The organism is Nocardia sp. CA-135953, assembly GCF_050955735.1.
GTDB lineage: Bacteria > Actinomycetota > Actinomycetes > Mycobacteriales > Mycobacteriaceae > Nocardia.
On record NZ_CP192082.1, the window covers coordinates 7,270,836 to 7,283,512 of the forward strand.

Here is a 12,677-nt window from a genome sequence, read left to right on the forward strand (position 1 = left end):
TTCCTGGCTTGGTTTCGGGCGTCCCCGGCGAGTTACCCGTGTACTCGCGAAATCAGTTGTCGCCTTCCCGCAGTTTCGGATCCGTTGTGCTCCAAGTGGTCTGGTTGCTGCCGATTCTTTACTGACGATATGATCTAGCCGCGCTCTCACTCAGGGGGAGCTCCCCGGGTTCTGGTTGTTCGATCCTGGATGCCGCGAAATTTCGATGGTGGTCGTTCGTGTCCGCATCGCCGTGAGAGCTGTCCAAGGGGTTGGTTTGCCGTCTGAACTGAACGAGGATTCCCACGGGGGGAAGTCGCGGCCTGTTGTGTTCCGGGAGCGTTCGTTCGTCCCCGACGAGCTCAGCGATGTCGAACTGCTGTACGCCCATGTGCGCGGTCAGCGGCATGCCTTCGCCGAGTTGCTGCGCCGCCATAACGACCACCTCTGGCAGACCGCCCTGCGCACCTCGTATACCCGCGAGGACGCGGCTGATTCGCTGCAGGATGCCCTGCTCTCGGCACACCGCACCGCGGCCACCTTCCGCGCCGAGGCCGAGGTGCGCAGCTGGCTGCACGCCATCGTGGTGAACGCCTGCCTGGACCGGATCCGGCGCAATAAGACCCGTCGCGCGGTATCCCTGTCGCCGGACACCATGCCGGAACCCAAGGACACCCGCGACGATATCGCCGAACTGGAAATGTCACTCGTCATCGACCGTGCGCTGTTCACGCTGCCGGAGGAGCAGCGGGCGGCGCTTGTCGCGGTGGAACTGGAGGGGCGTAGTGTCGCGGAAACAGCGGCGCTGCTCGGCGTTCCGGAGGGCACCATCAAGAGCCGATGCGCGCGCGGCCGACAGCGGCTCCAAGAACGTTTGGAATTTCTGCGTGATCCGGGGAACCGGAAGTAGTCGAGATGCGTCATTAACAATGACGGACAACCAGACGATGTATTGGCAGCGCCGCCCGCGACATGTGGGCGGGCATCTACTCGAGAATCCGGAGGTGCGATGGCGACCCGATCCGATCCGCAGCCTCCGTTCTCACCCGAACTGCTCGCCGACCTACATGCCGACAATGTGGCTCCGGAGCTCAGCGAGCAGCTGTGGCCGATGGTCCGCAATGATCCGGACGCCCTGCGGTTCCTGAACTCCCTCGACGATGTCAGTGCCGAATTGCGCGCACTCGGCCAGGACGAGCACGTCATCCACGCCATGCCCGCCGATATCGCGGCCCGACTGGAGCAGTTCGTCGAGGGCCTCGATCTGGCCCACGAGCCCACCGAGCAGGTCGCAACTGTCCATCGGCTGCCCTCGGCCACACGGCCGGAATCGCCGGTCGCCCTGTGGCCCGAATCCGCCGATGCCGCAAAGCATTCCGGGCACGCGGCGGCAATCCCGCTGACGCGACGCGGCACACGCAGACTCCGCTGGCTCGCCGCCGCGGCCGCCGTGATCGCGGTCGTGGCATGCGTGGCGGTCGCGGTCGACGCACTGCGCGGGCACGAGGTGGCCCCGAGCGCCCAACCGACGCCCAGCAGCAATGTCCAACTCGGTGACGAACTCGACGCCACCGTCGCATTGAGGGCCCTCGGTCGCAATGACGTCAGCGGCGCACTCGGCACTCCAGCGGCCCTGAACCGCTGCGTCCACGCCAACGGCCTGGACCGCACCGTCCTCGGTTCGACCGACACCACCTTCGGGGGCAGGGACGCCGTGCTGATCCTGCTCACCGGCCCGCGTCCACACAAGATCACCGCACTGGTCGTCGGAATCGGTTGCGGCGCCGACGATCCGCAACAGTTGGCACTCACCGACATCGGTTGACGAGTGGGCGACGTCACGTCGTGTGGTTGTCCCAGATCACGTCGGGAACAACACCGTTTACCCTGTTGTTGACCGACACGTCCAACGAATCTCCCTCGGAAGGGTCACCCGTGAGCGAGCGCAGCGAGCGAACAATCAACACAGCCGACCTGTTGGTCATGGCGGAGCCGAGCGCCAGCGAGGCGCAGGCATGAGCAACGCAGTTCGCGACTTGATCATCGTCGGCTCCGGACCCGCCGGCTATACCGCCGCCGTCTACGCAGCCCGCGCCGAACTCCAGCCCCTGCTGTTCGAGGGCACCCAGTTCGGCGGCGCACTGATGACCACCACCGAGGTCGAAAACTTCCCCGGTTTCCGCGCCGGCATCATGGGCCCGGATCTGATGGAGGAGATGCGCGAACAGGCCAAGCGGTTCGGCGCCGATATCCGGACCGAGGATGTGGACGCCATCGATCTCACGGGGACGGCAGCCGGCGGGGTGGATGAGCACAGCGGCCCGATCAAGACGGTCACCGTCGGCGATCAGACCTACCAGGCCTACGCCGTAATCCTCGCCATGGGCTCAGCCGCACGCTATCTGAACGTGCCCGGTGAGCAGAAGCTGCTCGGCCGGGGTGTCAGCGCCTGCGCCACCTGCGACGGCTTCTTCTTCAAAGGCCAGGACATCGTCGTGGTCGGCGGTGGCGACTCCGCGATGGAGGAGGCGACCTTCCTCACCAAGTTCGCCAGCACCGTGACCATCGTGCACCGCCGCGAGGAATTCCGCGCCTCACGCATCATGTTGGAGCGCGCCAAGGCCAACGAGAAGATCAAGTTCCTGCTCAACGCCGAGGTCGCCGCAGTCAACGGCGATACCAGCGTGACCAGCCTGACACTGCGCGATACCCGTACCGGCGAGACCTCCGAACTGGCCGCGACCGGCCTGTTCGTGGCGATCGGACACGATCCGCGCAGCGAGTTGGTCAAGGATCAGGTGGAGTTGGACGACGAGGGTTACGTGCAGGTGCTGCATCCGTCGACCGCTACCAAGGTCCCCGGCGTCTTCGCCGCGGGCGATCTGGTAGATCACACCTACCGCCAGGCCATCACCGCCGCGGGCACCGGCTGCCGCGCCGCGATCGATGCCGAGCGCTGGCTGGCCGAACACGGTGACATCACCTCGAACACCCTGGATCACGCGGGCAACTCAGTTGCCGTGCCCGCCAACTGATCTCATCACTTTTGCACTACAAGGAGATACCCATGTCCGAAAACACGGTCACCGTGACCGACGCGTCCTTCGCCGACGATGTGCTGCTCAGTGAGAAGCCGGTACTCGTCGACTTCTGGGCCGACTGGTGCGGTCCGTGCAAGATGGTCGCCCCGGTGCTGGAGGAGATCGCAGGCGCGCACGCCGACAAGCTGACCGTGGCCAAGGTGGATGTGGATGCCAATCCGGGCGTCGCCCGCGATTATCAGATCCTCTCGCTGCCAACTATGATGCTGTTCTCCGGTGGCAAGCCGGTCAAGCAGATCGTCGGAGCGAAGGGCAAAGCCGCCCTGCTGCGTGAACTCGACGGCATCATCTGACGTATTCGTCAAAGAACGCCGTCAATCGACGACGCGCCGTAGGATGCCTGGACGCCGGGAATTGTCGTATTCCGGTCCGGGTCTGAGACAATCGACCGACCTCCGGTCGTGCGAGGGTGTGAGCCATCGCATGAGTCGGTACCCGGGTTGACGGAAGGAAAGGGCTCTCACGCATGCACCGACTTCGTCACGGCGATACCGGTCCAGCCGTCGCCGAGGTTCGGAGCACCCTGGCAAGTCTCGGGTTTCTGCATACGCACTCCGCCGCAACAGATCACGCTGATGCGCGAGAGTACTGGATGGACACCGACGCTTCCTTCGATCGCCAGCTCGACTCGGCGGTTCGCGCCTTCCAACAGCACCGCGGACTGCTGGTCGACGGAGTCGTCGGACCGGCTACCTACCGCGCGCTCAAGGAAGCCTCCTATCGCCTCGGTGCCCGCACATTGATCTACCAACTCTCCGCGCCGCTCTACGGCGACGATGTGGCAACCCTGCAGCGCCGGCTACAGGATCTCGGTTTCTACGTGCACCGCGTCGACGGTTACTTCGGCCCGCACACCCATGAAGCGCTCACCGCATTCCAGCGGGAGATCGGCTTGGCGGCGGACGGTATCTGCGGTCCGGATACGCTGCGCTCGCTGGAGCTGCTCGGCGCGCGCGTCACCGGCGGCAATCCGCATCGGATCGCCGAGGAAGAGGTGGTGCACCGGGCCGGGCCGCAGTTGACCGGGAAGCGGATCGTCATCGATCCGGGTCTCGGCGGCCCGGACAAGGGCTTCGCGGTGCCGACCGAATACGGCGATGTCTACGAGTCGGAGATCCTGTGGGATCTGGCCAGCAGACTGGAGGGCCGAATGGCCGCCACCGGCATGGAAACCTTCCTGTCGCGGCCGTGGGGCGCCAATCCGAGCGACGCCGACCGCGCGGATACCTCCAATGCCTTCGACGCCGATCTGATGATCTCGCTGCGCTGCGCGACCAATCCGAGCCCGTCCGCCAACGGTGTCGCGGGCTTCCATTTCGGCAATTCGCACGGTTCGGTATCTATGATCGGCCAGGTGCTGGCCGGCTTCATCCAGCGTGAAGTGGTCGCGCGAACCTCGTTGCAGGACTGCCGAACTCATGCGCGCACCTGGGATCTATTGCGGCTCACCAAGATGCCGACGGTACAGGTCGATATCGGTTATCTCACAAACGAATACGATGCGTCGGTACTCACCAACCCGCGGATGCGCGATGTGATCGCCGAGGCCATCCTCATCTCGGTAAAGCGGCTGTATCTGCTCGGCCAGGACGATCAGCCGACGGGCACATACACTTTCGCCGAATTGCTGGCGGAGGAATTGGCCGCAGCCGACCGGATGTAGTGAATTACCTTCTGGCTCATTAGATTACGAACAACAAAAATACTTCCGATACGAGTGCGCCCCTGCCGATCATCGGCAGGGGCGCACTGTTTGTTGTATGCGGGGTCTCAGGGTGCTCCGACGCGGAAGGGGACCGTCAGGGAGGCGGCGGCGAGCAGTTGATCGAGCGCGCGCTCCACATCTTCCTTCCAACCGTGATCGGAGTCGAGTTCCAAGCGCAGCCGGGGGAAGCGGTGGTGCGGCGCCACCACTTCGAAACCGACGTCCTCCAGGAAGTCCGCCTCGATCATGCAGGTCTCCGGCGAACATCCGGTCGCCTTACCGGCCGAGGCCGCATCCCGGACCGGTGAACCGATCCGCTCCATCAACCGCATCGAGCCGAGCGAACGATCCGACATCGCGGTCGCCGGAGGATCGATGCGAATGCCGAAGGCCTCTAACGCACGCACGCCACGACGGACCAGATCGGCCACCACGGCCGTTATGAGGCGGTGGGCTATGTCGGCATCCTGATACGGGAATTCGGCACGCAGCGTGGTCAGCAGGACCGCGTCCGGGCTAACCGGCGATGTGGGGAACAGGCCGGCACGCGGTACGGCGCTCGGCGGCGAATACAGCGCACACCCCGCTATGTTGCCGTCCACGTTCGCGACCTGACCGCACGAACCCCACTCCAGCATGACCGTGGACAGCCACGCCTCCTTCTCGAAGACCGGATCACTGAACTCACGGGAGGTCGCGGCCACGGCCGGATCGATCTCCCAGAACACGCAACGCCGCGCATGGGCGGGTAGCCTGTCGAGTCCACCGAGGGTTAATGCTGTGACGCTGGTCGACACCGCTCTGCTCAGCCTCCAGCTATCCGATTCATCCACACTCACGCTGCATTCACTCGCCAGCAAGAATATGCGATCAAAGCGAACCCGCCTCATTCCACGTCGCTGTGCTGTTGGTATGGAGCCCCTCCGTAGGCCGATTTTCTGCGCCGTCACAGTGACGTTTCGACGCCGAACACGTGCCTACCGGAAACACACGGCTATTTTTTGCCACTTCTGTCACTTGCCGAGCTGCTGCTGCTCCATCATGCCTACGATACGTTCGAGGTCTTCGACCGAACCGAATTCGACGACGATCTTGCCCTTCCGCTTGCCGAGGCTCACGGTGACGCGAGTGTCGAAGGATTCCGACAGCCGCTCGGCCACATCCTGCAGACCCGGCATATGAATCGGCTTGCGCCGGGGGGCAGGGGGGGCGGCCGTATCCGGATCCCGGTTCGCCAGGGTGACGGCTTCCTCGGTGGCCCGGACCGACAATCCCTCGGCAACGATGCGGGCGGCGAGTACCTCTTGGGCGTCGGCGCCTGCCTCGAGACCGAGCAGCGCCCGAGCGTGTCCGGCGGACAGTACGCCGGCCGCGACCCGGCGCTGCACCGGGATCGGCAGTTTCAACAGGCGAATCATATTCGTCACCACCGGTCGGGATCGACCGATTCGGGTGGCCAATTCCTCATGGGTGACATCGAATTCCTCTAGCAGCTGCTGATAGGCCGCCGCCTCTTCGAGCGGGTTCAGCTGCACCCGATGGATGTTCTCCAAGAGGGCGTCCCGCAGCATCGCGTCGTCCGCAGTCTCGCGGACAATGGCTGGAATCGCCGCGAGCCCAGCCTCTTGGCAAGCGCGCCAACGACGCTCACCCATGACGATCTGATACTTGTCCACCCCCGGCTCCAGCCGACGCACCACGATGGGCTGCATCAGGCCGAATTCCTTGATGGAGTGCACCAGCTCGGCGAGCGCCTCCTCCTCGAAGACGTGGCGCGGCTGCTTGGGATTCGGTTCGATCTGCTCCGGCGGAATCTCGCGATAGGACGCGCCGCCATCCGACAGCTGCTCATCGCTGGGATCGGGGACCCGGTGCAGAAAGGCGGAGGCCGGTTGCGGTCCGATCGGATCGACGCCGATGACGACATTGGCTGCGGCGCTGCCGAGTCCGGGTGCGGCACCGAGTCCCGGTGTGGCCGCCGGCCCGGTCGGAATCAACGCGGCAAGTCCGCGGCCTAGGCCGCCCTTCTTCGCCTGAGTCATCGGTTACCGACCCTTTCGTCGTTTGTCATTGCGCGCGCTCTGCCGCACCCGGCTGGATCACCGACCGGGAGGCCATCTCGCGACCGGCGTCCAGATAACTCATCGCACCCCGGGAGCCTGGATCATAATCGAGCACCGTCATGCCGTAGCCCGGCGCCTCGGAGACCTTCACACTGCGGGGGATGACCGACTTCAACACCACATCGCCGAAGTGCCCGCGCACCTCCTCGGCGACCTGGTCGGCCAGCTTGGTCCGTCCGTCGTACATCGTGAGAAGCACCGTCGATACGTGTAGTTCGGGATTCAGGTGCGCCTGCACCAGACCGATATTCCGAAGCAATTGCCCGACACCCTCCAGCGCGTAGTACTCGCACTGGATCGGGATCAGCACTTCCTTAGCAGCAACCATTGCGTTGACGGTGAGCAGACCGAGCGACGGCGGGCAGTCGATCATGACGTAATCGATGTCGTATCCGGCGATATTGGCCTCCTGGATGGCGGCCTTGAGCCGTCCCTCCCTGGCCACCATGGAAACCAATTCGATCTCGGCACCGGCCAGATCAATGGTCGCCGGGATGCACAGCAGACGCTCGCTGTGCGGGCTCTGCTGAATCGCATCCATTACCGACACCTCGCCGATGAGGAGTTCATAGCTCGACGGGACACCCGAGTGATGTTCGATCCCCAGGGCGGTGCTGGCGTTGCCCTGGGGGTCGAGGTCGATCACGAGAACCGTCATCCCGGTATGCGCCAGGGCGGCCGCGAGATTCACGGCGGTTGTCGTCTTGCCGACGCCCCCCTTCTGATTGGCGATGGTGATGATCCGTTGCTCGTGCGGTTTCGGCACTGTCACCTTTCCTGGATGCAATATTTGGCTTGCACGTTGGGCTTCGGCTGCTATCGGGGTCTCACTGGGGGAGATGTGCCCGAACGGTGTGCTTCCGAATGCCTCCGCATCCAAGGTGCTGGAGTCCAGCATCCCCGGCACGCGCGACGTTGTTTCCCGTGAAACATTCGCCGGACCGCTCGACATAGACAGCTCCTAACGCGAGAACCTCAGATCACGTACGCCCGACCGAATTCGGCGCCGTGTCATCACTAGCTGTGTCGGATCGAACTTGATGCTCAATCGGACCGCGGCGCCCGACCGACGAGCGGAGCTCTCGCCGCTGCGACAAACCCACATCCCTCCGTGGCACCAACGCTCACGCCCGACGCTCACTAGCTTGCCAGCACTCAGCGCGATTAGAAAGCTGAATCGCGGCATCACACAAAGGACACGCGAATCTGCACCGAATCACATCGCCGCAAACAAGATTGACGCGTTCGATTTGCTGTTTCACATGAAACATGAAGTCCCGGACCGACACCGGAGTTATGTTTCACATGAAACATCGGATACGCTTCCACGCCGCAGACGTCTCACACCGGGCGCTCTCGTGTCCAATGAGGCTCGCGCAATGGGGATTATCGATTTCTCTATCCGGTGACACCAGACTCAAAACGTCACGTGAAGTTTCGGGTCGAAGCCTGCTGCGCCGCGGACGCCGAGACGCCTTGTTTCACATGAAACATTGCCACGAATCGAGAACTGCTACTTCGACTTCCGCGCCGACCTGCCGACTCGACGCGACGGACGCTCGGCACGCGGCAGCCGCTCGGCGCTGATCACCAGAGTGAGGGGGGAGACGAGTCCGGCGCCGCATTCCAGAACAGTCGCATTTCCCGCGCCCGCCTTCGTCAAAGCCTCACCGTCGCGCTCGAGTTCCTCGGCCGCACTGACTCCCTTCAATGCGAGCATCCGTCCGTGATCGCGCAACAGAGGGAGGGACCACTGCGCCAGCTTCGCCAGCGGGGCAACCGCGCGAGAGGTCACCACATCCGCGCCGCCTGCTTCCTTCATCACGCCGGACTGCTCGGCCCGACCGCGCACCACGGTCACATCGAGTCCGGCCGCCTCGATGAATTCGCTCAGAAAGATGGTGCGACGCAGCAGCGGCTCGACCAAGGTGATGCGGAGATCCGGGCGCGCGATCGCCAATGGGATTCCGGGCAGTCCGGCACCGCTGCCGATATCGACCACGGTGGCGCCCTCCGCCATCAACTCACCGACCACCGCGCAGTTGAGAATGTGTCGATCCCATAGCCTCGGCACCTCGCGGGGGCCGATCAGTCCGCGCTCGACACCGGCGGCGGCGAGGGCGGCGCAGTACCGACGCGCGAGATCCAGCCGGTCTCCGAAAACCAGTGCGGCCGTCGCCGGGGGCTCCAGCTCATTCGGCAACGCGGTGATGCCACCGAGATCTCGTTCCACGTGAAACATCCTTCCGAACTCGAGTCGATCAGTGCGGCAATGGGGCCGGGGGAGGGGGCGCGCATCCGAGACATGAAGAGGGCCTCCGGTCCGAAGACCGGAGGCCCTAATCCAATCACAACGCGCGATTCAGGCAGGCACCACGACAACGTGCCGATTGGGCTCCACGCCCTCGCTCCCGCTGCTGACACCCTCGACGGCGGCAACGGCGTCGTGCACGATCTTCCGCTCGAAAGGAGTCATCGGCGCCAGCGGCTCCGGCCTACCGGATTCCAGGACTCGCTGCGCGGCGGCGGTGCCGAGCGCACTCAACTCCGAGCGACGTTTGGCGCGCCAGCCGGCTACATCGAGCATGAGCCGACTGCGCACCCCGGTGGCCTGCTGCACGGCCAGCCGGGTCAGCTCCTGCAGCGCGTCGAGCACCTCGCCGTTGCGGCCGACCAGCTTCGAGAGATCCCGGCCACCGTCGATGCTCACGATGGCGCGATCGCCCTCGACATCGAGATCGATATCGCCGTCGAAGTCGAGCACATCGAGCAACTGCTCGAGGTAGTCGCCCGCGATTTCGCCCTCTTCGATGAGAGCTTCCTCGGCATCGTTCGCGGACTCGGTGGATTCGGCCCCCGCTTCGGCTTCGCCGTTCACCATCGTCGTCGTCGCCACAGTGGCGTCCCCTCCGTCGGTTTCAACAGTCATTTGATTTCCTTCATCTGCTCATCGCGCGCGACCGGCGACCGGCGCCGATCGGAGAACGCGAACAGGGTTGCTCAGAGATCCCGCAGGCGCGCGATGTATCAGCGCCGTCGCTTCTGGTTGGGGCGTCCGCGGTTGCCCGATCGCTTCTGCCCGCCCGAGCGCCGCTGTCCCGCCTTGGTCGGCGACTTCGCGGTGCCATTCGTCGACGGCGATGCGTCAACCGCATCCGCGGCGGCATCGGCATCCGCATCGACAGGCTTCGCATCGGAGGGCGACTGCTTCTTCTTGACATTTACCGGCTTCGCACCAGGCTTCGGCGCGTTCTGTGCGCGCTGCTCCAGCTTCTGCTGCTTCTTGACTTCCTCTTCCTTCGCCATACGGCCGAAGACGAGGTGCTGCTGTCCGTAGGTCCAGATGTTATTGGACACCCAGTAGAGCAGGATGGCGATCGGCAGGAAGGGGCCACCGACCAGCACGCCGAGCGGGAACACCCACAGCGCGAGCTTGTTCATCATGGCCGACTGCGGGTTGGCCGCGGCCTCCGCACTCTGCCGGGCAACCGAGGCGCGCGCGTTGAAATGCGTCGCCAGGCCGGCGATCACCATCAGCGGGATGGAGACCAGCGCGATGCTCAGCTTGGTCGGCACGCCGCCGTAATCGGCGAAGGCCTGCAACTGGCTCGGCGGGCTGGTGATGTAGGCCGAGATGGGGGCGCCGAAGATGCGGGCGCTCAGGAAGGATTGGACGTCGATGGCGCTGAAGACATAGTTCGGCGTATGCGCATTGTCGTAGGCCGACATGCTGAGCTGGCCGATGCCGGTGCCGGTGCGGTTGAAGGAGCGCAGCACATGGAACAGACCGAGGAAGACCGGGACCTGCGCCAGGATCGGCAGGCAGCCCATCAACGGGTTGAAGCCGTGATCCTTCTGCAGCTTCTGCATCTCGGTCGCCATCTTCTGGCGATCGTTCTTGTACTTCTTCTGCAGCTCCTTGATCTGGGGCTGCAGCTCCTGCATCTGCTTGGTGGTACGCACCTGCTTGACGAACGGCTTGTAGAGCACCAAGCGCAACGTGAATACCAGGAACACCACGGCCAGTGCCCAGGTGAGTCCGTTGTCCGCGCCGAACGCGAACCCGAAGACCCGATGCCAGAACCAGAGGATCCAGGACACCGGATAATAAATGAAGTCGAGCACGGCTCTATGCACTCCCGTCGTTCGTATCGCCGATCACCGCGCGCGGTGATCCTTTACAAGCGTGTGGCGCCGACACCTGCTGGTCGGCGGCTGACTCGTTCCGTTCGCGTGTTTTTCGCTCCGGAACGGGATCCCACCCACCAGGGTGCCAGGGTGCGCATTTCGCCAATCGCACGACCGTCAATCCGAGGCCGACGAACAGGCCGCGGGTGCGTAACGCGGTCACCGCGTACTCGCTACAGGTCGGGGTGAAACGGCACACCGGCAGGCGCATGGGGGAGACATACGTCCGGTAGAGCTCGATCAGGAAGATCACCGTGTTCGCGGGTAGCCGAGCAACGGTGGAACGCGCACTCATCCCGCACCGGCCACGGTAGCCGATTTGCGGACGATATCGAGCTTGCGCAGCGCGCCACGCAGCTGGCGGAGCAACTCCGTCGCGTCGGCGGTCGCGGCGCCGGGCAATGCGCGGATCACGATATCGGCATCGGTGGGCAGTTCGGCGATCACTTGACCGCAAATATGACGCAGGCGGCGGGCGACGCGGTGTCGAATCACCGCGTTGCCCACCGCCTTGCTGACAATCAATCCGAACCGCGGGCCGCCCACGCGGACCAACGATCCGGCCTCAGCCGCATCGCTTCGTCGTCCACTCGCGCCCACAGTTCCGTCATACCCGTGCACGAGCGCGTGTACGACCAGATCTCGCCTCCCGATTCGCTGGCCGCGGCGCACCGTCCGGGAGAAGTCGGCACGATGATGCAACCGATACGGCTCAGGCAACACCCGGGCGTCCGAGAGCGAGGATCAGGCAGTGAGGGACTTGCGGCCCTTGCCGCGGCGCGCGGAAACGATGGCGCGACCAGCGCGGGTGCGCATCCGAAGACGGAAGCCGTGGACCCGCGCCCGACGACGGTTGTTCGGCTGGAACGTCCGCTTGCCCTTGGCCACGGTCAACACTCCTCGAGTAGGTGGGCGCCGTTCGGCGCCCAAAGCTTGTCGGTGATACGTCTTTGCGCGATGAATCGCGAGGTGGTCATCATCGATGCGCGTCGGTCCTGGCGCACGAGGTCGATACGACCTGACCCAGCGGCGTGAGCGACGGGCCCGGAGGAGGCAGCTTGCGTAACCACGGAGGGCACCGCGAGCGCCGCCAATCGAAACGGTCAGCACAGGACCGCCACCGCACCAAGGGGTGACTGTACGAGGGTACTGATCGGCAAAGTACGGGTCAAACTCGGCCCACCCTCGCGCGGCTTGCGCGGGAGCGCTGCACCGGAGTGACGCATCCTGGGTATAACCGTGAGTTCGTCCACACCCCTAGCCGTCAGCCTGCGCACCAACTAACGTACGTAGCCAGAAGATTGCTGCAGAACCGCAGGTCCAGGCCGTATAGCGGCAGAAAGCAACCTCGTTTCACATCTCCCCAGGGTTCTCCACATCTGTGGATAATTGTGTGGAAAGACCCCTGGAGTGGCATATTCGTAGGGCCGACGGTGCCACGCCGCCGCCCGGATGGGGGACCCGGGCAGCGTCCGAACCGGTTACGGACGTATGCGGAATCACAACATCGACTCAGCCACGCCGATACTCCGCAGGCTCCGACCGTCTGCTCCTATCGCCTACTTCCGGGGAGGAAACTGC

Annotated in this window: 14 protein-coding genes; 5 read left to right on the top strand and 9 right to left on the bottom strand. The window is 64.4% G+C overall.

The features are described from left to right. Positions 1-256: 256 nt before the first annotated feature. The 5 genes from sigM to ACQPXH_RS33015 all read left to right on the top strand — a co-directional run bounded on the left by sigM (position 257) and on the right by ACQPXH_RS33015 (position 4,743). Positions 257-889 carry an RNA polymerase sigma factor SigM gene (gene sigM, locus ACQPXH_RS32995; RefSeq protein WP_433600290.1) on the top strand — a complete coding sequence of 211 codons (633 nt, stop codon included), beginning with the start codon at positions 257-259 and terminating at the stop codon, positions 887-889. A gap of 99 nt (positions 890-988) precedes the next feature. Next, positions 989-1,804 carry a hypothetical protein gene (locus tag ACQPXH_RS33000; RefSeq protein WP_433600291.1) on the top strand — a complete coding sequence of 272 codons (816 nt, stop codon included), beginning with the start codon at positions 989-991 and terminating at the stop codon, positions 1,802-1,804. A 190-nt stretch (positions 1,805-1,994) separates the two neighbouring features. Next, positions 1,995-3,014, top strand: a complete 1,020-nt coding sequence (gene trxB / locus ACQPXH_RS33005) for a thioredoxin-disulfide reductase (RefSeq protein ID WP_433600292.1) — start codon at positions 1,995-1,997, stop codon at positions 3,012-3,014. Between the two features lie 32 nt (positions 3,015-3,046). Beyond that, entirely contained in the window at positions 3,047-3,373 is a 327-nt protein-coding gene (trxA, locus tag ACQPXH_RS33010) for a thioredoxin (protein WP_433600293.1), read from the top strand. 173 nt (positions 3,374-3,546) lie between these two features. Continuing rightward, positions 3,547-4,743 carry an N-acetylmuramoyl-L-alanine amidase gene (locus ACQPXH_RS33015; RefSeq protein WP_433600294.1) on the top strand — a complete coding sequence of 399 codons (1,197 nt, stop codon included), beginning with the start codon at positions 3,547-3,549 and terminating at the stop codon, positions 4,741-4,743. 107 nt (positions 4,744-4,850) lie between these two features. Here the strand turns inward: ACQPXH_RS33015 and ACQPXH_RS33020 are convergent, their stop codons facing one another. From ACQPXH_RS33020 to rpmH, 9 genes are all read right to left on the bottom strand, one after another. Continuing rightward, on the bottom strand, positions 4,851-5,582 hold the full coding sequence (locus ACQPXH_RS33020; RefSeq protein ID WP_433603674.1) for a GNAT family N-acetyltransferase: 732 nt from the start codon (positions 5,580-5,582) through the stop codon (positions 4,851-4,853). Between the two features lie 216 nt (positions 5,583-5,798). Beyond that, positions 5,799-6,827, bottom strand: a complete 1,029-nt coding sequence (locus ACQPXH_RS33025) for a ParB/RepB/Spo0J family partition protein (RefSeq protein ID WP_433523708.1) — start codon at positions 6,825-6,827, stop codon at positions 5,799-5,801. A gap of 25 nt (positions 6,828-6,852) precedes the next feature. Beyond that, the gene (locus tag ACQPXH_RS33030; protein ID WP_433603675.1) at positions 6,853-7,806 is read right to left on the bottom strand and encodes a ParA family protein; all 954 of its coding nucleotides are present in this window, start codon (positions 7,804-7,806) and stop codon (positions 6,853-6,855) included. Positions 7,807-8,421: 615 nt separating this feature from the next. After that, the gene (gene rsmG, locus ACQPXH_RS33035) at positions 8,422-9,150 is read right to left on the bottom strand and encodes a 16S rRNA (guanine(527)-N(7))-methyltransferase RsmG (protein WP_433600295.1); all 729 of its coding nucleotides are present in this window, start codon (positions 9,148-9,150) and stop codon (positions 8,422-8,424) included. A gap of 120 nt (positions 9,151-9,270) precedes the next feature. Further along, positions 9,271-9,789 (bottom strand): protein jag, encoded by a 519-nt coding sequence (locus tag ACQPXH_RS33040; protein WP_433603676.1) that lies wholly within the window; start codon positions 9,787-9,789, stop codon positions 9,271-9,273. A 146-nt stretch (positions 9,790-9,935) separates the two neighbouring features. Next, positions 9,936-11,033: a membrane protein insertase YidC gene (gene yidC, locus ACQPXH_RS33045; RefSeq protein ID WP_433600296.1), complete on the bottom strand. Its 1,098-nt coding sequence runs from the start codon at positions 11,031-11,033 to the stop codon at positions 9,936-9,938. 4 nt (positions 11,034-11,037) lie between these two features. Continuing rightward, positions 11,038-11,391 carry a membrane protein insertion efficiency factor YidD gene (gene yidD, locus ACQPXH_RS33050; protein WP_433600297.1) on the bottom strand — a complete coding sequence of 118 codons (354 nt, stop codon included), beginning with the start codon at positions 11,389-11,391 and terminating at the stop codon, positions 11,038-11,040. After that, positions 11,388-11,819 carry a ribonuclease P protein component gene (gene rnpA, locus ACQPXH_RS33055; protein WP_433600298.1) on the bottom strand — a complete coding sequence of 144 codons (432 nt, stop codon included), beginning with the start codon at positions 11,817-11,819 and terminating at the stop codon, positions 11,388-11,390. Before rnpA ends, yidD begins: the two co-directional genes overlap by 4 nt. A gap of 21 nt (positions 11,820-11,840) precedes the next feature. Continuing rightward, the gene (gene rpmH, locus ACQPXH_RS33060; protein WP_083898281.1) at positions 11,841-11,984 is read right to left on the bottom strand and encodes a 50S ribosomal protein L34; all 144 of its coding nucleotides are present in this window, start codon (positions 11,982-11,984) and stop codon (positions 11,841-11,843) included. Positions 11,985-12,677: the final 693 nt, after the last annotated feature.

Coding starts and splice junctions, on each gene's coding strand:
- ACQPXH_RS33000 (WP_433600291.1), top strand. CDS start 989: ATGGCGACCCGATCCGATCCGCAGCCTCCGTTCTCACCCGAACTGCTC.
- ACQPXH_RS33015 (WP_433600294.1), top strand. CDS start 3,547: ATGCACCGACTTCGTCACGGCGATACCGGTCCAGCCGTCGCCGAGGTT.
- ACQPXH_RS33040 (WP_433603676.1), bottom strand. CDS start 9,789: ATGGTGAACGGCGAAGCCGAAGCGGGGGCCGAATCCACCGAGTCCGCG.
- ACQPXH_RS33025 (WP_433523708.1), bottom strand. CDS start 6,827: ATGACTCAGGCGAAGAAGGGCGGCCTAGGCCGCGGACTTGCCGCGTTG.
- rsmG (WP_433600295.1), bottom strand. CDS start 9,150: ATGTTTCACGTGGAACGAGATCTCGGTGGCATCACCGCGTTGCCGAAT.
- ACQPXH_RS33030 (WP_433603675.1), bottom strand. CDS start 7,806: ATGCTGGACTCCAGCACCTTGGATGCGGAGGCATTCGGAAGCACACCG.
- trxA (WP_433600293.1), top strand. CDS start 3,047: ATGTCCGAAAACACGGTCACCGTGACCGACGCGTCCTTCGCCGACGAT.
- yidD (WP_433600297.1), bottom strand. CDS start 11,391: ATGAGTGCGCGTTCCACCGTTGCTCGGCTACCCGCGAACACGGTGATC.
- trxB (WP_433600292.1), top strand. CDS start 1,995: ATGAGCAACGCAGTTCGCGACTTGATCATCGTCGGCTCCGGACCCGCC.